This is a genomic window from uncultured Ellagibacter sp., from assembly GCF_934617235.1.
In the GTDB taxonomy this organism is placed as follows: domain Bacteria; phylum Actinomycetota; class Coriobacteriia; order Coriobacteriales; family Eggerthellaceae; genus Ellagibacter.
This window is the reverse complement of record NZ_CAKTTZ010000045.1, coordinates 1-19,491: the sequence shown is the minus strand read 5'-3', so window position 1 is coordinate 19,491 and position 19,491 is coordinate 1. Positions and strand designations below refer to the sequence as shown.

At 55.0% G+C, this 19,491-nt stretch carries 19 protein-coding genes; 1 reads left to right on the top strand and 18 read right to left on the bottom strand.

Annotated features, from left to right (window positions below):
* Positions 1–179 precede the first annotated feature (179 nt).
* From Q0G85_RS08555 to Q0G85_RS08540, 4 genes are all read right to left on the bottom strand, one after another.
* Positions 180–569 (bottom strand): hypothetical protein, encoded by a 390-nt coding sequence (locus tag Q0G85_RS08555; RefSeq protein WP_297156746.1) that lies wholly within the window; start codon positions 567–569, stop codon positions 180–182.
* A 116-nt stretch (positions 570–685) separates the two neighbouring features.
* Positions 686–1,135, bottom strand: coding sequence for a dUTP diphosphatase (dut, locus tag Q0G85_RS08550; RefSeq protein ID WP_297156743.1), 450 nt, complete (start codon positions 1,133–1,135; stop codon positions 686–688).
* Positions 1,136–1,137: 2 nt separating this feature from the next.
* On the bottom strand, positions 1,138–1,584 hold the full coding sequence (gene nrdR, locus Q0G85_RS08545; RefSeq protein WP_297156740.1) for a transcriptional regulator NrdR: 447 nt from the start codon (positions 1,582–1,584) through the stop codon (positions 1,138–1,140).
* Between the two features lie 117 nt (positions 1,585–1,701).
* Positions 1,702–2,040, bottom strand: coding sequence for a hypothetical protein (locus tag Q0G85_RS08540; RefSeq protein ID WP_297156738.1), 339 nt, complete (start codon positions 2,038–2,040; stop codon positions 1,702–1,704).
* Positions 2,041–2,155: 115 nt separating this feature from the next.
* Here Q0G85_RS08540 and lexA point away from each other — a divergent pair, with 115 nt between their 5' ends.
* Positions 2,156–2,806: a transcriptional repressor LexA gene (lexA, locus tag Q0G85_RS08535; RefSeq protein ID WP_297156735.1), complete on the top strand. Its 651-nt coding sequence runs from the start codon at positions 2,156–2,158 to the stop codon at positions 2,804–2,806.
* Here the strand turns inward: lexA and hflX are convergent.
* From hflX to Q0G85_RS08465, 14 genes are all read right to left on the bottom strand, one after another.
* Positions 2,766–4,106 carry a GTPase HflX gene (gene hflX, locus Q0G85_RS08530; RefSeq protein ID WP_297156732.1) on the bottom strand — a complete coding sequence of 447 codons (1,341 nt, stop codon included), beginning with the start codon at positions 4,104–4,106 and terminating at the stop codon, positions 2,766–2,768. The genes lexA and hflX overlap by 41 nt on opposite strands.
* A 2-nt stretch (positions 4,107–4,108) precedes the next feature.
* A complete protein-coding gene (dapF, locus tag Q0G85_RS08525; RefSeq protein ID WP_297156729.1) occupies positions 4,109–5,026 on the bottom strand; it encodes a diaminopimelate epimerase in 918 nt (305 codons plus the stop codon).
* Positions 5,027–5,051: 25 nt separating this feature from the next.
* Entirely contained in the window at positions 5,052–6,023 is a 972-nt protein-coding gene (gene miaA, locus Q0G85_RS08520; protein WP_297156726.1) for a tRNA (adenosine(37)-N6)-dimethylallyltransferase MiaA, read from the bottom strand.
* Positions 6,024–6,028: 5 nt separating this feature from the next.
* Complete coding sequence (gene miaB / locus Q0G85_RS08515; protein WP_297156724.1) at positions 6,029–7,399, bottom strand: tRNA (N6-isopentenyl adenosine(37)-C2)-methylthiotransferase MiaB; 1,371 nt, start codon at positions 7,397–7,399, stop codon at positions 6,029–6,031.
* Between the two features lie 6 nt (positions 7,400–7,405).
* Positions 7,406–7,720 (bottom strand): stage V sporulation protein S, encoded by a 315-nt coding sequence (locus Q0G85_RS08510; RefSeq protein WP_367116883.1) that lies wholly within the window; start codon positions 7,718–7,720, stop codon positions 7,406–7,408.
* Between the two features lie 132 nt (positions 7,721–7,852).
* On the bottom strand, positions 7,853–8,953 hold the full coding sequence (locus Q0G85_RS08505) for an ATP-binding protein (protein WP_297156717.1): 1,101 nt from the start codon (positions 8,951–8,953) through the stop codon (positions 7,853–7,855).
* 3 nt (positions 8,954–8,956) lie between these two features.
* Positions 8,957–10,489 carry a ribonuclease Y gene (rny, locus tag Q0G85_RS08500; protein WP_297156714.1) on the bottom strand — a complete coding sequence of 511 codons (1,533 nt, stop codon included), beginning with the start codon at positions 10,487–10,489 and terminating at the stop codon, positions 8,957–8,959.
* A 229-nt stretch (positions 10,490–10,718) separates the two neighbouring features.
* Positions 10,719–11,285 (bottom strand): regulatory protein RecX, encoded by a 567-nt coding sequence (locus Q0G85_RS08495; RefSeq protein WP_297156711.1) that lies wholly within the window; start codon positions 11,283–11,285, stop codon positions 10,719–10,721.
* A 6-nt stretch (positions 11,286–11,291) separates the two neighbouring features.
* Positions 11,292–12,347 (bottom strand): recombinase RecA, encoded by a 1,056-nt coding sequence (gene recA, locus Q0G85_RS08490; protein WP_297156708.1) that lies wholly within the window; start codon positions 12,345–12,347, stop codon positions 11,292–11,294.
* Positions 12,348–12,520: 173 nt separating this feature from the next.
* Positions 12,521–13,702, bottom strand: a complete 1,182-nt coding sequence (pgsA, locus tag Q0G85_RS08485; protein WP_297156705.1) for a CDP-diacylglycerol--glycerol-3-phosphate 3-phosphatidyltransferase — start codon at positions 13,700–13,702, stop codon at positions 12,521–12,523.
* Positions 13,702–15,054, bottom strand: coding sequence for a 30S ribosomal protein S12 methylthiotransferase RimO (gene rimO, locus Q0G85_RS08480; protein ID WP_297156704.1), 1,353 nt, complete (start codon positions 15,052–15,054; stop codon positions 13,702–13,704). The genes pgsA and rimO overlap by 1 nt, the downstream gene beginning before the upstream one ends.
* Before the next feature lie 12 nt (positions 15,055–15,066).
* On the bottom strand, positions 15,067–15,564 hold the full coding sequence (locus tag Q0G85_RS08475; protein WP_297156701.1) for a YajQ family cyclic di-GMP-binding protein: 498 nt from the start codon (positions 15,562–15,564) through the stop codon (positions 15,067–15,069).
* An 18-nt stretch (positions 15,565–15,582) separates the two neighbouring features.
* Complete coding sequence (locus Q0G85_RS08470; RefSeq protein ID WP_297156698.1) at positions 15,583–16,743, bottom strand: RodZ family helix-turn-helix domain-containing protein; 1,161 nt, start codon at positions 16,741–16,743, stop codon at positions 15,583–15,585.
* Between the two features lie 3 nt (positions 16,744–16,746).
* Positions 16,747–19,344, bottom strand: coding sequence for a DNA translocase FtsK 4TM domain-containing protein (locus tag Q0G85_RS08465; protein WP_297156695.1), 2,598 nt, complete (start codon positions 19,342–19,344; stop codon positions 16,747–16,749).
* Between the last annotated feature and the right edge of the window lie 147 nt (positions 19,345–19,491).

The following is a 19,491-nucleotide window of genomic DNA, read 5'->3' as shown; positions in this document are numbered from 1 at the left end:
TTTGAATATTACCAGCTCATTCTTGGTTTTTGACAGGCTTATGTCACATTGAACGTACTTTGAGATGTCAATCTAGGTGCCTGATTAGAGGCCTGACTAGTTGGTGGCCGGCGTGACAACCTGAGAAACCCGAGGGCGCTTCAAGAACGAGGCCTATGAAAGCTTTGGTGAATCGGTTGTTATCCCCACGTTGACGTTGCTGATCCTGCAGTATTGATTGCTCCACCGCCAAACAAGGTTTGGAGACTATCGGTTTGTGCGGCTTCGAGGACGGCTGGCATTACAAGTGCTAGTGAGATGATATTGAGTACAAGTGCTATAGAGCAGATTATGAGTGCAATTGCACCAGGCTTCGCAACCTGCATTACCTTTTCCGTAAAGACTTGATCTTGAGGTTGCTGACGAATCAGGACATTGATCCGCGACCGAGCGATCAGTGAACAAATCAGGCCTGCAGTGCTTAATAGCACTCCGCCTATGATGAGCGATACGGGGCCCGCGATATTTGCGAACATGATCAGTTTTCTTGTTGATGCGAGCTTCCGCTCGTTTTCTTCTTTGTTATGCAACGTCTTCCTCAATTTGGTATTTAAGCTGTTGAACTGCGCTTTTAATAAGGAGGCTCTAAGAGCCTTTCTAAGGCCCTGTCATTGGCTCCTTGGATACTTGCGCTATGGAAAACTAGCTAGTCTTGAACCCCGCTGCTTCCGAAACCCGAATTACCGCGTTCGGTTTCATCTAATGACGCCCTACATTCGAAATTTGCATTCTCGACTTTCATGATGACGAGTTGGGCGATGCGGTTTCCGCGTTGTGCATGGAAGGTTTCCTCGGGATCAAGGTTTATCAGGGTGACTTTCAGTTCTCCACGGTAATCGCTGTCGATGAGTCCGGGAGTGTTAACAATCGAAATACCGTGTTTTACGGCAAGCCCGCTTCTTGGCATAACGAAACCGGCATAGCCACGCGGCAGTGCGATTGCTATTCCAGTTGGAACAAGCTTTCGCTCGAATGGCTTGAGTGAGAACGCTTCAGCTGAGCGCAGGTCAACGCCTGCATCTCCTTCATAAGCGTAGCGCGGGATCTCGAGCGTTTCATCAAGGCGCTTTATAGGGACGAGCAACTGTTCAGCCATGGCTATCGCAACTCCTCAAGTGCTTCAGCAAACTCTTCGATATTCTGGAAGTCTTTGTATACACTCGCGAATCTGACATAGGCAACATCATCGAGCTTCGCGAGTCGTTTCAACGCCATATCTCCGAGCTCTTTTGATTTGATTTCAGAGCGAGAAGTATTGCGCAGTTCGGTTTCGATGCTGTCAATCAACGCATCGACTTGTTCCTTTGAGATCGGTCTTTTTGCGCAGGCAATAAGAAGGCCCCGGAATAACTTGCTTCGATCGTACGCCTCGGAAGAACCGTCGACTTTGACAACGACGAGTGGGTTGTCCCCCAAACGCTCATACGTCGTGAATCGCCGCTGGCATTGGAGACATTCTCGACGTCTGCGGATTGATGTTCCATCATCTGATGGTCGGGAATCCACTACTTTGGATTCGAGGTAACCGCAAGAGGGACAGCGCATGTGTATGCTCCTTTAAGCTTCGTTATTATTAAAGGTATCATACAATATGCGATATCTCTTATGCGTTTGATCAGGATGTCAGCACAATTGATGACGTTGCCCTCGTCAATGCTTTCCTTATAGGAAGAACAGGAGAAACGAGGCAATCGTCATTACAAGGCCGCAGGCAATTGCTTGAGGGGCTTCAACTTTGCGTTTCGAAACGCCACGCAAGCTGCCTTCTTTCAGGCTTCGAACCATTTTGCGATTCTCGAAAGGCGTAGTAAAAAGCGCCGTGAGCTGAGAGTAATCCGAAGGCTGAGACATTGCGCTGTTCTGTTCGAAGGGCGCGCTTCCAAACTCGTTTTGCGCAATTGCAGGGAATTCGATGATGGTCCCAGCTTGGTATTGTTCGGTTGAGCTGGGCTTTAGAGCGGCAGATCCTTGTACTGGGTAGCTGGTTTCGAAATTTCCCATCTTTGTGCCTCCTCGCTCTTGCGTAGAACCTTTGTTCGCGTTTATAATAAATCGAACAAAGGTTCACGTCAATAATTATTTCAAACATTTGTTCGATTTATTGAAAGGACGCACTATGGCTGCCAAAGTGACGAAGCGCCAACAAGCTGTTCTTGATTGCATCGAGGATTGCATTCGGGAAAAGGGCTACGGACCGACGGTTCGCGAGGTGTGCCATGCGCTGGGACTTTCCTCCCCTTCTACGGTCCATGTGCACCTTAAGGCACTTGAAGAAAAAGGCCTCATCAAACGAGATCCGTTGAAGTCGCGTTCAATATCGCTCACCTATCCCCTTGAAGGATCCTCTACGCCCTTGCCTTCCGCTGCCGATGTGGTCCAGCCGAGTTTCAGCAAGATAGTCAATGTGCCGCTTGTGGGCGATGTTGCTGCAGGCGTGCCGATTCTCGCTGAGGAGAACATCACCGATACGATTTCTCTTCCTACCGATATCGTTGGCGATGCTCCATCGTTTCTTTTGTCCGTGCGTGGCGAGTCGATGATCGAGGCGGGAATCAACGACGGAGACTATGTGGTCGTCAAAGAGCAGCCGGTGGCCAATAACGGTGATATTGTTGTTGCCATCATCGACGATGGTGCGACAGTGAAGCGCTTCTTTAAGGAGAAAGATCATATCCGACTTCAGCCGGAAAACTCCTCAATGGAACCGATCATCACCACGAACTGCTCTATTGCGGGCAAGGTTGTTGCGGTTTTTCGTCGTCTCTAAGGTACGGCTCAAAGGAGCTGACGTAGCTCTTCGGGACGAACATCGTGAGTGAGGTTCCCTGCTCTTCATGGCTTTCGCTCACGATATGACAGCGCTCGTGGGCCTTTGCTACGAGCGCTCCTTTCTCGTAAGGAATTAAGACGCTCATATGGGTGTCGGCAGATGATGCCGCTTGAGCGATTCTCTTGATGAGCTCGTCGATTCCCTCCCCTGTTTTTGCAGAGATGAGAATTGCCTGGGGATGGCGACCTCTGATTGCGGCAGCTTCTTCCTTGCTTAGGACATCGCATTTATTGAAGACTTCGATGCGAGGAATTGATTGGGCTTTAATTTGCTCAAGCGTCTCTTCGACTGCTTCTCGTTGGCTGTCGCGCTCGCTCGATGCTGCATCGATAACGTGAAGAATGAGGTTTGCGCCAGTGATCTCATCGAGAGTTGATTTGAACGCTTCGATCAAAGTCGTCGGTAGTTTTTGAATGAAGCCGACCGTGTCGGTGACCGTTATCTCGCGTCCTTCCGGCAGCTCGAATTTCCTGGTAGTGGAATCAAGTGTCGCGAACAACTTGTCGTAACTAAGCACATCGGCATTGCAAAGGCGATTGATTAAGCTTGACTTACCTGCATTGGTATAACCAGCAAGTGCAACGCGGAACATGCCGCTCGCATAACGTTCCTCTCGCTGCAATGAACGAACGTTGGAGAGGTGGGCAAGCTCGCGCTTAATGGAAGTAATTCGTTTGCGAACCATCCTTCGGTCGACTTCAAGCTGGCTTTCGCCTTCGCCGAAGCGCGACCCGACGCCGCCGCCCATACGGTTCGAAGCAAGGTGAGCCCACATACCGCGAAGCCGAGGGTAGAGATACTGATTCTGTGCGAGTCGCACCTGAAGCCGACCTTCTTTCGAGGTGGCGTGAAGCGCGAAAATGTCGAGGATAAGCGCAGTCCGATCGATGATCTTAATGCTCTTGTCGATCGTCTTCTCGAGGTTCGATTGTTGTGATGGCGTGAGCTCGTCGTCGAATATTACCAGGTCAGCTGAATATGAGCGTGCAAGCTGTGCGATTTCTTCCGCTTTGCCGGTTCCCACGAAGGTGCGCGGATTGGGAGATTCGAGCTTCTGGGTCGTTCGTGCTACCGTGTCGGCGCCGGCGGTGTCCGCAAGGCGTTCGAGTTCGGCAAGCGAGGACTCAAGCGACCATTTTTGATTCGGGCGATCGACCCCAACGAGGATCGCGCGTTCTCGCTGCTCTTCGAATGTGGTGCGCGCTCCCTTTGTGAGAACCGTTGCAAATTCTTCCATGCTTACAGTGAAACCGTGCCTTCAAACGCCTCGGTGGCGGGACCTGTCATCATGACGTGGTCGTCTTCGGTCCATAGGATATGAAGCACGCCACCGCGAAGGATAAGGTCGTTCTCGCGACCGGCACGCTCGGTCAATGCGGCGGCAACGCACGTAGCGCATGCTCCCGTACCGCATGCGAGGGTTTCACCGCAGCCTCGTTCGTAGACGCGCATCTCAATGCCCTTTTCGCTTATGTGGGCAAACTCAATATTGGCTTTTTCGGGGAAGATAGGATTCGATTCGTAGAAAGCACCGATCTTCTCGAGGTCAAGCGTAGCGAGCTCCTTCGGCGCTCCCGTAAAAAGGTCGTCAGGCAGAACGTCGAAGTCCTCAATGAACGTAATGGCGTGAGGGTTGCCCATGGAAACGCAGGTGAAGGAGAAAGGACCCCAGGGGGACTCGATTGCGACATCCTTTGCATAGGGGGTGCCCAGCGGCGACGTTGCATTGGCTTGTGCATTTACAGGGACTTCTTGCGGGTCGAGAATAGGATGTCCCATGTCGACCGTTGCCTGAGTCATCTTGTCCTGCTCGTCAACGGTGAAGCTGATCGGCTTCGGCCCCGCGAGGGTATCAGCAATAAACGAACCGTCGCTCGCCTGCACGTAACCACGATCGACAAGAAACTTCGCGAAGCAGCGCACGCCATTGCCGCACATTTGGGCGAGTGTTCCGTCCGAGTTGATGTAGTGCATGTATGCCGCGCATTCCGGACGCTCGGAAGGACGGACAAGGATGACGCCGTCAGCACCGATGCCGAAATGCCTGTCGCATAACCAAGAAACCTGAGATGTGGTGAGTTCAATCTCGTTGGACAGATCATCCACGAAAACGAAGTCGTTACCAGCTCCATTGAGTTTGATGAATGAAAGCTCCATGAGTGCATATCCTCTTTCTGTTGACTTAGGCGCTCATTGTACCAAGTGAATGTTGCGCTTGTATTGCAATCGTCTCAGCGTCACCCGAATTCGCATCAATCCATGTAATTCGCGTATCTTTCCGAAACCACGTGCGCTGGCGTTTTGCGTAGCGGCGCGTAGCTGTCTTTATTTGCTCGATTGCCTCATCAAGAGATATGACCCCATCGAGTGCTGAGACAATTTCCTTGTAACCAATTGCTTGTGGTGCAGTGATGCCTTCGCGAAAGCCAGCGCTGAGGAGCCGTTCGACTTCTTGGACGAGGCCTTCTTCGATCATCTTGTCGACGCGTCGATTAATTCGATCATTCAGGATTGCCGGATCGACGGCAAGGCCGATAAAGCGTGCGGGGACGGCTTGCGCGATAGTTGCGAGCTTTTCCTTTTGGGATGCGTACGTCGCGCCTTCTTCGAGAAGCTCGAACGCACGAATGACGCGTCGTACATTGTTTGGATGGATAACGGCAGCACTTTCCGGGTCGCGTTCACGAAGTCGCTCCCATAGTTCCTCGGCGCCATGTTCGTTAAAATAAGCAGTCCACTCGTCACGTATCGGATTGTCGACCTGCTCCCCTTTCGGGAACTCATATGCATCGATCGCGGCGCGAACGTAAAGGCCGGTTCCTCCGACGAGAAGGGCCTGCTTTCCGCGGCTATCAATATCGGCGAAGCATTCTCTTGCATAGTGCTGAAATACAGCCGCAGAGTATGCATCGCCTGGATTGACCAGGTCAAAACCAAAATGGGAAACAAGACGCTCCGCCTCGGGAAGTTTTCCGGTGCCGATGTTCATGCCGCGATAGATTTGCATGGAGTCAGCACTTACCACTTCCCCATCGAGTTTGCGCGCAAGGAGCTGTGCTACGTCGGTTTTCCCTGACGCTGTTGGTCCGACAATGCAGATGACCGGTCGTTTGAATTCCAGATTGATGGCTATGTCTCCGGGTTCGTCCTTCATGGTGATTACAGTGAGTCGCTCGTGTCGACGACGTGACCCGAAAGATACCATGTTTTCGCCTCTTCGATTTTCACATTCACGAAGGTGCCGGCAAGTTCGTCTGCCGATGCATCTTGTGGTAAAAGGGCGTGGACCGTTTGGTTCTTCGGACTTTTACCTGCGAGCATGTGCTCATCGCGCTTCGAGGTACCTTCCACAAGAACGGGAACAATGGTGCCGGCATCAGGTTGATTGAGGTCGTAGGCGCGTTTTTGCACGAGGTCGACAAGGCGGTCGAATCGCTCTTGGATCACTTCTCGTGGCGTAGGGTCCTCGATCTCAGCGGCTGGCGTACCTGCTCGTTTCGAATAGATAAAGGTGAACACCTGGTGATAGCCCACTTCTTCCACGAGGCGGTACGTGTCTTCGAAATCTTTTGCGGTTTCGCCGGGGAAGCCGACGATGATGTCGGTCGACAGGGCGATATCGGGCTGTACCTTGCGAATCTTATCGATCAAGCGCAGGTAATGATCGCGAGAATAGCGCCTGTTCATTGCCGCGAGGATCGCATTCGAACCCGATTGGACGGGTAGATGGAGTGCGGGCATGAGCGATTCGAGCGACCCGAACTTCTCGATGACTTCATCGGTGAGGTCTTTGGGGTGGCTCGTTGCGAATCGAAGGCGCGCGATTCCAGTTTGGTCGACGGCGTCAAGCACATCGGCGAAGCGCGGCTTTCCGTACAGATCGCGTCCGTAAGAGTTCACGTTTTGGCCGAGGAGTGTGATCTCTTTCACACCCGAAGCGACGTAGCGCTCGGCTTCTGCAACGATATCCTCAAGCGTTCGTGACTTTTCGCGACCACGCACGTAAGGGACGATGCAGTACGAGCAGAAATTGTTGCAGCCGATGGTGATGGGCAACCATGCTGACCAGGAATGCTCTCGGCTGGTAGGGAGCTCGGTCGGGAATTCCGACGATGCGGCGAGCACCTCCACTTGCTTCCCCTGCCCCTCAATCGTCGCCTCGAGCAATCGAGGGAGTGAGCCAAGGTTATGCGTACCGAAAACGACATCGAGATGCGGAAGCGCTTCGGTGAGTTTCTCCCCATCACGCTGGCCGATGCATCCTCCAACTGCAATGATTCGCTTCGAAAGCGGTGAATCGCTTCGAAGCGGGATGTTCTTCATGGAAGCGACCTGCCCATAGAGGCGGGTGTCGGCAGCTTCGCGAACGCAGCAGGTCATAAAAATGACAATATCGGAATCCTCGACGGTGTCTACCATCAAGGCGCCGAGTGCTTCAAGCATTCCGGCGATGCGCTCCGAGTCGTGCTTGTTCATTTGGCATCCAAAGGTATGGATGCAGAAAGTGAGCCCATTAATGGGTGAATGCATGTTGTATCAGTGCTCCAAATTGGTGGTGTTCGTTTCTGCGGACGCAATTGGCGAGATTGCGACACGTGGCTCGACGGTGAATCGGATTGCGGTACGGTATTCGCCATCGATGACGATGTCGGCGAATGAGGGAGCGCAAACAATTTCGATTCCTACGGGAGAAAGGAATCCTCGCGAGATGGCGATAGCCTTGACGGCTTGGTTGACGGCGCCAGCCCCAACCGCCTGGATCTCGACATGCGATCCGTCTTTTATCATGCCGGCAATCGCTCCCGCAACGGATGCGGGAGATGATTTCGACGACACTTTCAGGCAGCCGATAGACGGCTGCGAATCCGATGCGGTTGTCACGTGCGTTTCCTTGTCGTTTCGTAGTGTGTTTCAGTGGTGGTTTTCTGGCTACGGAAACAAATGATAGCAATTCACCTTGTACGTGGCAACCTGCGGAAACGGCTATCTTTGCTTATCGAAGCGAATAGTGATCTCAATCTTTTGGGAACCCACCTTCACCTCGGGTGCGCCAAGGGGCTCGAGGTAATATCGATCGGCAATATCGAGAAATGCTTGCTCGCAGGATTTCGAGAGAAGCGCTTTGTCGTCATTGCAAAGGCGCAGCGACCGAGCATCATGGGAGATGGCCTTCGGGCTGGTTTTCGTTGCGGGCTCTGGATTTTTTTCCTTAGCGGGAAGTGCTTGCGTCCTCACCATTTCCGCCAGGGAAACGATAGGCTTGATTTCCTCGTTCAAGATTCGACGGGCCGATCGTTCGGAAAGGGAAAGCCCCAATTCTTCTGCAATCTCCGCGAAGCTTGCTGGGTCGGACGCCGTGCAAAGACGCTTGCATACGGCCAGTTCGTTGGGATCCTTGGTGAAGGCTCTCACTGCTGGAGAGGTCGTTGCTGCTCCAAATTCATAAAGCGTTGCCGCTATTTCGGTAGCAGATCCCCAATAGACTGTACAGGACTTTCGAGATTCAAGAGCGAACTCCGTGGCGGTGCGAACGATGTTTTTTGGCCCACGCATCGAGTAGCCCCCGGTCTCTGTCGCCTCAAAGGTGGGAAAGGTCGATTGATCGGCGCGCTCGGGCAGCTTCGTGAGGTCGGTCTCAACGTAAAACGCGCTCCCCAAATCCTTATTCGACGTAAGTACCTTAGCCTGCATTGAGTTGACTTTAATGGAATAGAGCGCCATTCCCCTGCCGTGCACCCCCCATTTGTCCATATGAACAGTATCGAGCTTGGATGTGACGCGCGGTTCGAAAATGCGCTCATGAAGCGCAGGGGGGATGCCATCTCCGTCGTCGATCATGGTGAGCTTTCGGACGTCTCCGTCTCGCCCGACTGCAAGGAAGATCGTACGAGCATGCGCATCTCTTGCGTTGCGGAGGAGCTCGATAACGATGTCTTCAGTTGAACGGATATCGTGAGCGGCTTGTCGTCGCTCCGCCTCGGAGGTGCGAAGACGAACGAAGCCATCCCCTAAATCGTCTTCGATTCGGAGATGGCTTTCGTCGCAAACGGAATCAACGAATTGTTCGAGATCCGAAGTGCTCATATGCTATTTTGCGATTCCGATAGCACGGCTTTCGCGAATGACCACAACCTTGACCTGGCCCGGGTACTGCATCTCGCTTTCAATGCGATGAGCGATGTCATGGGCCAAGACGACGGTTTGCGCCTCGTCGACGACTTCAGGTTCGACCATGACGCGGACTTCGCGACCTGCTTGGATAGCGTAGGTGCGCTCTACGCCCTTGTAAGAGTTTGCAATCTCTTCGAGTTTTTCAAGGCGCTTAACGTAGGCGTCGAGCGTTTCCTTGCGAGCACCGGGGCGCGCGGCGGAGACAGCGTCTGCAGCCTGGACGAGCACGTCAAGCACGCTATTCGGCTCAACGTCGTTGTGGTGCGCTTCGATTGCGTGGACGATTTCGGGACGCTCGCCGAAGCGGCGGGCGAGATCTGCACCGATGACTGCGTGGCTGCCTTCGACCTCGTGATCGACTGCCTTACCGAGGTCATGCAACAGTCCTGCTCGTTTTGCGGGAACCGGGTCGAGCCCAAGCTCTGAAGCCATAACACCCGAGAGATACGCGACCTCAAGGGAATGATTAAGAACATTTTGGCCATACGAGGTGCGATAGCGAAGTCGACCCAAAGTTTTCACGAGCTCGGGATGCAAGTCGTGAATACCCGTGTCGAATGCCGCCTGCTCGCCTGCCTCACGTACGCGCTGGTTGACGTATTGCTCTGCCTTGCCGAACATCTCTTCGATTCGTGCAGGGTGAATACGGCCATCTGCGATGAGATTTTCCATGGTGACGCGGCCGATTTCACGACGAACAGGGTCGAAGCACGAAATCGTAACGCATTCAGGTGTGTCGTCAATGATGAGGTTCGTGCCCGTAAGCTGCTCGAAGGAGCGGATGTTTCGGCCTTCTCGTCCGATGATGCGGCCCTTTAGGTCGTCCGACGGGATATGGATCGTCGACACCGTGTTCTCGGCAGAATGATCGGCTGCAACGCGCTGGATGGCGAGGCTTAAGATCATGCGGGATTTCTTGTCGGCCTCGGCTTTCGCCTGAGCCTCCGCGTCGCGGATAATTGCTGCCGACTCGTGCGCCACCTCATCCTTGAGAGACATGAGCAGCTCGTTTTTCGCTTCGTCGGGTGTCATACCTGCAATGCGCTCGAGACGCTGAGCTGCTTGTTGCTCAACTTGTTCGACGTTGCGCTCGCGGCGCTCGACCTGACCCTGCAGCGAGGAAATTTGATGCTCTCTCGCATCGAGCGATTCGACGCGGCGGTCAAGAGATTCCTCACGCTGGGAAATGCGATTCTCCGCTGCGCGCACCTCTTTCATGCGCTCTTTGTTTTCGGCTTCAGCTTCCTGTTTGAGTTTGAGAGCTTGATCCTTTGCTTCGAGAACTGCTTCCTTTCGCATGGTCTCGGCTTGTCGTTTTGCGTCGGCAATCATGTCGTCAGCCTCTTGTGCTGCTTTCTTGGTCGAGGCGTTGATTACGTAGCGGGTGATGACGAAGCCGAGAGCTATGCCGATGATCGCTCCGATGATAAGCCATGCAAAGCTGGGCATATGCTCCCCCTTCCCTGTTTGAGTTCCAATAGTCGTGGCATAAAAAACCCGACATTGCTGGGCAATGCCGGGCTAAAGCGAAACGCGTACGTCAAAAGGAGCGTCATATGAGGTTATCGTTATATATGAAATCCCTTACGGGACGCAAATCACTTATGCCTCCTTACATAATAGAGTAAGTTTGCTGGTCATATAACCCCCATGGGTAAAAAATGCGAAAATGCCTTCCCTAGTCGGCGAAATTACCACTTTCAGATGTCTCTCGGGCTTCATACCATCTTCTGGCAGCGGTGGAGGCAACATCGCTGCTGTACCCTTTTTGAACCAGCTTTCGATATGCTCCGTCGCGAAGGTTTTTCGAGTGTGGTGGCTTGCGGTTCAGAAAGGAGATAGCACGTTCGAGCTCATCGTCGCCGTAGCGCTCGTAAGCGAGTCCCCACGCTTCTTCGGAAGGTGAGGCGATATCGAGCTGTTCGAGAGCTCGTTCGATACCTCGGCGCCCTTTCCCCTGAGCAAGCTGGGTTCGCATGTATACCTCGGCGTATCGGCTGTCGTCAACGATGTGAACTTCGATTGCCCGTTCCATAGCGTTCGATACAGCTTCTTCGCCGAAGCCGTCTTTAAGAAGGCGTTCGAAAAGCTTTTTGCTCGCCTGCTCTCGAATGCTCGCGAGTTTCAAGATTTTCTTGAATGCTTTTGCCTCTTCCTCCGCAAGGGTGGTGTTCGCGAATGCGGAGGAGGCTTCGATTTCTCGGATATTCTGCTTGAGCTGCTCTAAGTCGATGAGCGTTGCCATGAGTCGCTATTTTTTCTTTGGCTTCGCAACGGGAGTGACAGCGTCGGCTTCTTCGGGAGTGCGGGTCGGAATAGGAATCTCGAAAGCTTCGCGAACTTTGTTCTCGAGCTCTTCCCTCATTTCAGGGTTCTGCCTTAACGTAGCTTTTGCGGCTTCGCGGCCTTGTCCAAGACGCTCTTCGCCGTAGGTATACCATGCGCCGCTCTTCTTCGCTACGCCGCATTCAACCGCCATATCGACAATGCATCCTTCGCGTGAAATGCCCTCACCGTACATAAGGTCGAACTCGGCTTGACGGAACGGAGGCGCAACCTTGTTCTTCACGACCTTTGCGCGCACACGGTTGCCGACGACTTCGCCGTCTTTCTTAATGCTGTCGATGCGTCGGATGTCGATTCGAACGCTCGAGAAGAACTTCAAGGCGCGACCGCCCGTAGTCGTTTCGGGGTTGCCGAACATCACGCCGATTTTTTCACGCAGCTGGTTGATGAAAATGCAGGTCGTGTTTGATTTTGAAAGTGAGCCTGCAAGCTTTCTCAGCGCTTGCGACATAAGGCGTGCCTGAAGGCCAACTGTGGTTTCGCCCATTTCGCCTTCGATTTCGGCGCGGGGAACGAGAGCTGCGACGGAGTCGACGACGACGGCGTCGATGGCGCCGGAGCGTACGAGCATGTCGCAGATCTCGAGCGCCTGCTCGCCCGTGTCGGGCTGGGAGATGAGCACCTCGTCGATGTCGACTCCGAGCCTTGCGGCGTATACCGGGTCGAGGGCGTGTTCGGCGTCGATGAAGGCAACAACGCCGCCCATCGCCTGCGCTTCGGCGAGAATCTGCAGAGCCAGCGTCGTTTTACCCGATGATTCGGGACCGTAGATTTCGATGATGCGTCCTCGGGGGACACCGCCGATTCCCAGTGCGGCATCAAGCGGGAGAGCGCCGGTCGGAATGACACCGATGTTGAGGTGTTCGCCCCCCTCGCCAAGTTTCATGATCGAGCCCCGACCGAATTTCTGCTCGATTTGATCGGTCGTGATCTTGAGCATCTTGGCTTTTTCGTCGTTCATTCCTTCTCCTCCGATTACGGCGATTTCATCCATGTCATAGCTCCTCATTATACGAACATACGTTTGTTAGTCAAGGCTCGTGGTTGAACTTGCCTCGAGGGAATCGTAACGTCGCAATCTGGCGGAGCTTTTACGGGAACCTTCCCGATTCCTGGCAGGTTATCTGCAGAAAATCATGCGGAATGCGTTGAAAGTGCGTCCTCGATCATGCGCAAGGCCTCGCGAACTGTCGCGTTGCGCACTTCCTTGCGATTGCCGTCGAAGTGAAAACAAGTTGTCTTGCAGGCATTTTGCGTAGAAAGCGCAGCCCATACCGTGCCGACGGGCTTGCCCGGTTCCTCTCCTCCCGGCCCCGCAATCCCTGTCACTGCGACGGCAATATCGGTGCCGAGATTCTTGCGAACCCCTTCGGCCATTTGACGCGCGACGCCTTCGCAGACAGCGCCCTCGGTTTCAAGAAGCGTTTCGTCTACGCCAAGTTCGCGATGCTTGATTTCATTCACGTAGCTTACGATGCCGCCGCGTACAACCTGGGAGCTTCCGGGAATTGCGGTGAGAGTACCTGCGATGAGGCCGCCGGTAAGGCTCTCAGCACAGCCGACCGTCTTCCCGTTTTTGCTTGCGATCTCGATGATGCGGCGAGCGATGTCTTCATTCGACTCGTCAGCTCCGCTCTTTGCTTTTTCGCACTCGTGCTGCATGGCGGCTTTTTCTTTGCTCGTGGTGAAGCCGAGAAGGTGGCGTGCCTTGGCAAAGTAGTCCATCATCGAGATGATTGTGAGGGCAAGCGCGACGATCATGGCGAGCCATGAGAGCACGTAGAGAGGGTTATCAAGCGGGTTTCCGCTGGTCGCAGGAAGGATGGAGTCTTTCACGATGAACAGTACGATTGCGATTATCTGCGCGACAGTCTTCGCTTTTCCGTACCAGCTTGCGGCAATGACGACGCCTTTGTCGGCGGCGACCATGCGGATGCCCGATACGATGAACTCGCGCGCTAAGATAATAAGCACCGGCCACGACGGCAGGACCTTCAGCTCCACGAGTGCGAGCAATGCGGCACAGACAAGGATTTTGTCTGCGAGCGGATCCATAAACTTGCCGAAGTTCGTTACTTCCCCACGGGTGCGGGCGAGATACCCGTCAAGCCAGTCGGTGCAAGAGATCAAAATGAAGATAAGAGCTGCAATCAGGCTTTTCGTTGTTGATGAAACGCTCTCTATGCTAAACCAGTCGGGCCATGGCGTGATGAGCGCGATGACGAACACCGGCACGAGGCAGATGCGGACAAGCGTGATGATGTTGGAAATCGTCCACAGCTTCTCGGTCTCCCCCGGCTTCAACTCGGTCGGCATTACTCCGCCTCCATTTCGTAGAGCAGCGTGTCGGCGATGCGGACGTGCACGATGTCGCCCACGTTCCCAGCGCTGATATACGTCTCGCCATCGACGTCGGGCGCCTGGCACATCGCACGGCCGAAAAGCTGCCCATCCTCTTCCCTTCCTTCGACGAGCACATCCATCTCGCGACCGATGCGCTGAGCGATACGGGGCGTGCACGAGGCGTCGGCGAGATCGCGCAAGGTCTGCGCGCGCTCGGCTTTGACGTCCTCGTCAATTTGATCGGGTAAATCGTAGGCTGCCGTTCCCTCCTCGCGGGAATAGGCGAACACGCCGATGTAGTCGAAAAGCCCTTCGGAGACGAAGTCGCAGAGCTCTTCGAATTGTTCTTCCGTTTCGCCAGGGAAACCTGCAATCAGCGTCGTGCGCAACGTGACCTCGGGTACTGTCGCGCGGATGTGTTCGGCGAGAGCCAGGTACTTCTCGCGGGACCCGGCACGGTTCATGTCGTGCAGGAGCGCCTTGTCGACATGCTGAAGCGGGATGTCGAAGTAGGAGCAGATATTGTCATGCGAAGCCACGGTTTGAAGGAGCTCGTCGGTGATGCCTTCGGGCTGGATATACATCACGCGGAACCATGTCGAAGGATAGCGCTCGGCAAGTTCGCCCATGAGCGCAGCAAGCGTCGAGGGCTCCTTAAAGTCCTGTCCCCAGCGCCCGGTATCCTGCGCGATAAGCACGATTTCCCGAGTGCCCTTTGCGACGTGGGCGGCTACCTCGCGTTCGATATCTTGGAGCGCGAAGGAATGATAACGCCCGCGAATGAAGGGAATGGCGCAATAAGAACAGAAACGGTCGCAGCCGTCGGAGATCTTCACGTATGCGGAAACGCTGACTGGCTCATCCTCGCGTACGGCTTCGCCCGATGCGCTCGATACGTTCGCGTTGGACTCGGAATTAAGGCTTGCATTCTTAAGCGAACCGCCGAACAGGGCATCGAGAATCGCACCGAGATCGTCCTCCTTGCTGCAGGGCACGAATGCGTCTGCCTCGGTCAATTCGACTTCCAAATCGTCGCCGTAGCGTGCAGGCATGCAGCCAGCCACGATGAGCTTGGCACCCCCCGATGCAACGTTTTCCATTCCTGCTGCTTCGAAAATCGCCTCGAGGCTTTCCTCGGTGGCACTTTGGATAAAGGAGCAGGTATTGATTACCACTGCATCAGCGTTTTCGGGGTCCTGTTCAATGCGATAGCCTGCCGCCTTCGCCTTTGCTCGCATCTTCTCGGAGTCAACTTCATTTTTGGCGCAGCCCAACGTGATGAAGGCGACAGAGCGCCCCCCGTTTTGCGAAACTTCAAATGTCATGAACGCGAATCCCTAGCGATAGTTCGTGTATTGCAGCGGTTGGCCGTAGTCCTGGTTTTTCAGGAAGGCGATGACCTCCTGAAGCGTGTCGCGCGATGCCGAGGAAACGCGCAGCTTGTCACCCTCGATTGTCGCCTTGCACTTCAACTTCAGGTTGCGGATGTCCTTGCTGATCTTGCTCGCGGTTTCCTTGTCGATGCCGTCGACGATCGTTGCGGACAGGCGCACGCTTTGTCCGGTGGCGGCTTGCGGTTCCCCCCACTTCACGGCCGTGAGCTCGATCCCTCGCTTCACGAGTTTGCTTCCGATCACATCTTTTACCTGACGCGCGACGAAATCGGCTGGCGCATGGATGCCAAGAGTCTTGTTCTGTTTGTCGAGCGTAATCTCAGCGCCCGAATCCTTCAGGTCGTAACGCTGCGAGATCTCACGTTTTGCCTGCTGATACGCGTTGTCGACTTCTTGGATGTCGACGGTCGACACGATGTCGAAGCTTGATTCTTTTGCCATGTGAAACTCCTTTTCAGGTTATTCGGACGTTCTGGTTGAGCTCTTCGTCGAGCTTGAGCTGCTTGATGAAGATGAGTTCGAGCTTTGCTGCGATGTTGTCGAAGAAGTTGAAGACGGCGTCGACGATTTCGTGGAGTCGCTTGTGCTCGAGGACGTAGAGCCGTGCTCTTGCTGCCACTTCGCGAGGATTTGCGAGAAGTCGACGGTGTAGTCGTACATGCCGTTGCTATTCTCGGACAGATCGACTTTCTCCCCGTCAACCGTCACTTCGACGGCACTTGACGCATCGGAGATGAAACGAAGCTTCGAGGTGACGTCGAAGGACTTCTCCGCAGGTCCCGTAATCGTTTCGGCGACAGTTGCCGCGTTGGAATCTCCTTCGTAGATTTCCACATAAGCGCTCTTGCCCGATGCGATCTTATAAGTGAAGGTCGCTTTCGTCGGCGCCGTGGAAGTCTGTTGCGTTTGCGTGTCGCTGCTTGTTGTGTCCTCGCTCTGCGCTTGCTTGTTCGAGGTATCGGATAAGCCGGTGATGGGCACCGTCGGCGTTTCTTGGGCCGGTTTAGATTCTTTGCCGCCGAAAACGAAAACGCAGATGATGATTACGATAACAGCAATCACTCCGATGCCGATGAGCAGCGGTAGCTTAGGTTTCGGCTGGGAGACGCTTTGCGGAGCCGCGTAGAGGTTCGTGTATTGTGGACTACCCGGAGAAAGGGGCCTGCGCGACGTGTGGACATGATCGGTATGGCGCGTCGAGGATCGCCCGTCGTGACGATCGTCGAGCAACAGACGCCCCGATGGCCTTCTCGACGAATCGTCGCCCTGCCTCGATCCTGTTCTGCGCGCAGTTTGCGTCTGACCGTTTCGCGATGATCTTTGGGACCTCATGTTCGGCACGCGGGACGAGTCGTTTTTCATCTTCCCCGTCTCATAGGCGTTTGCCGCTTCAAGGTACATCCGCGTGATAGAAGTCTGGTTAACGCCGACGATACGGGCATAGGTGGCGACCATATTCTTCGCGTAACCGCGAGGCGGCATGCGCGAGAAGTCGTTGTTTTCGATTGCTCGAATGATGTCGGCGCGCACGCGCATCTGCCGGGCGACGGATTGAATATCCATGCCTCGACGTTCGCGCGCTTCCCTGAGCACAGCGCCGAATGTCGTATTGTTAGCCACCTTCTACTCCTTTGCGGCGTCGTTCGCTTCGAATGCCTTCAGCGTCTCGAGTTCCATTGCATCGACGAGTACCTCGCGCGGCTTGCTGCCGTTCGGAGGACCGACGACGCCGTGTTCCTCAAGCATATCCATTATACGACCTGCTCGCGAATAGCCTACCTTGAAGCGCCGTTGAATGTTCGAGGTCGATCCAAGCCCCGACGACACGACAAGTTCCGCCGCATCCCACAAAAGCGGATCGTCTTCTTTCACTGTACCGCCTGAGCCATCGGGTGCCTGCGAGAGATTCGTTACGAGGTTGGTCTTCAGAATCTCGGAGTGGTACTCAGGCTGACCTTGTTCCTTCAAGGCGTCGACGACGGCGTTGATCTCGTCTTCGGACACATAACACCCCTGGATGCGCTGCGGTTTCGCGTATTCGGGCTTGCTGAAAAGCATGTCTCCCAAGCCGATGAGGTTCTCAGCGCCCGGAGTGTCCAAAACGACGCGCGAGTCGATGCCCGATGCCACGTTGAAGGCGATGCGGTTCGTGATATTCGCTTTGATAAGGCCCGTCACCACGTTGGTAGAGGGGCGCTGCGTCGCGACAATGAGATGGATGCCGGCAGCACGCGCAAGCTGGGCTATGCGACTGATGGAGAATTCCACTTCCTTGCCGACGTTCATCATGAGGTCGGCAAGCTCGTCGATGATGATCACGATATACGGAAGTTGCTGCGCGAGTTCGTCGGGGACGGGTTCTTCGGTTTCTTCTGCGTTTTCGAGCGCTGTGTGCACCTTCGCGTTGTACTGCCCGATGTTTCTCGCGCCGACTTTCGAAAATACCTTCAATCGGCGTTCCATTTCGGCGACGCCCCAGGCCAGAGCGCTTGCCGCCTCTTTTGCCTCGGTCACAACCGGGACATAGAGATGCGGAATGCCGTTGTAGGGCGTGAATTCCACGCGCTTCGGGTCGATCATGATGAAGCGGACTTCGGCGGGCGTTGCGCGCATGAGGATCGACATGATCATAGCGTTAATCGAGACGGATTTACCGGAGCCGGTCGTGCCGCCGATGAGAAGATGCGGCATCTTCGCGAGGTCGGTGATGATCGACGTTCCTTCGACGTCTTTTCCGATTGCCATGAGAAGAGGTCCGCCATCGGCATCTTTAAGCACATCGCCGAGGTAGACGGTTTGGCGCGTTTTGTTCGGAACCTCGATGCCGACGTAGTTCGTCCCGGGAATCGGCGCGAAGATGCGCACGCCCGGTGCGGCGAGCGCGAGGGCGATGTCGTCGGAGAGCGCGGTGACGCGGCTCACGCGCACGCCGGCAGGCAGATCGACCTTGAAGAGCGTGACCGTGGGACCGGCGACCCAACCGACGACGCTTGCGAGAATATGGAAATCCTCGAGTGTCTCCTGGAGACGAGCTGCCGTATCCTGTAATTCGATTTCAGAAGCGCGATCTTTCTCGGGGTCGTTGGAATACGACAGAAGGTCCATCGAAGGGAGCGTGAAACCCTCGAGGGGTGTCGGTGCACTTGCGGGTAACTTGGGGCGGGAACTCTTTTTGGCCGTCGGGTTTGCTGAAGCGGCCTTGTCGGTATCGGCCTTCTTGCCGAGTTTGCGCGTAAGCGCCGTTGATGCGCCCTCGATCGGTTCGATCCTGCGCGTTTGGAGCGAATCAAGCTGCTCGCCTGCTTCTTCGAGCTTATTCGCTTCGGTTGCCTCGCGCTCTGCTTGGCGGGCAGCTTTGCGCTCGGCCCGCCCAATTGCCCGAGTCTTCGCAGAGGACGCCGTGGTTCCTGCAATCGATTCGGGGGTTGCCAAGGGATGGGCGGCGATAACGCGCGTTTCGGCTGAGCCGTCGACTTCGGGGGTCGCTTGATCGGCAGCATTGGCTCGATTCGAATTGCGCAGGATCCTCGCGAACGGGAGGCTTGAGCCGCCCTCTTCGTTTTTGCGTTCAGCGTGGTTCTCGCGAATCCTCTCGATGAGCTTTGAGATGGAAAGTCCGATGACGCAAAGTCCCGCCACGGCGATGCCGATGACGATCACCATGGAAATGACCTGACCAAAGAGCGTAATGCCAAGCCAAGCGATCCCTGCCCCGATGTAGCCTCCGCGAACCGTGAGCTCCTGCTCGTTAAAGAGGATGCCCGCGGGATCTGCCCCTTCGGGCAAGGGCGTTGCAAGCGCGAAGATGGCGAGAAGCGCTACGAAAACGAGCGCAAGCCCCACTGCAACACGGGTGGGCACGCGTTCGGCCTCGAAGCGGACAAGAAAGGTGATTCCCACTGCGAGCAGGAACAACGGAAGGATATAGGCGCCGATTCCGAGCGTAAGGTGAAGTGCGCTCGATATGAACGAGGTTACGATCGCATCAGAGCGCATGACCGCCGCAATGAAAAGCACCACAGCGGCTACGGCAAAGGCAATGCCGACGATGTCGCGTTTGGCGTATTCGTCGATGAGCTTGCGGGAATCCCGCTCGGCTTCCGCAGCCTTCTGAGCGCGGGGATTGCGCCCTTTTCGTGTGCCCGGCTTCCCCGATGCCGCACTTTGAGAGCGCCGATTTCCGGCGTTGCTTCCTGACGACGTAGATGGCTTCCGGGCCACATTTGCTCCTAACTGGTTCGTTTGATGCTGCGTATAGGCGAAGCTTGCCTCCGCGGCATTTTGAGCGCGGAGGCGTTATTGCGATTAGATCTCAAGCAGGTTGGCGATCACCATGGGACGCTGCTTGGTGCGCTCCCACAGCAAGGA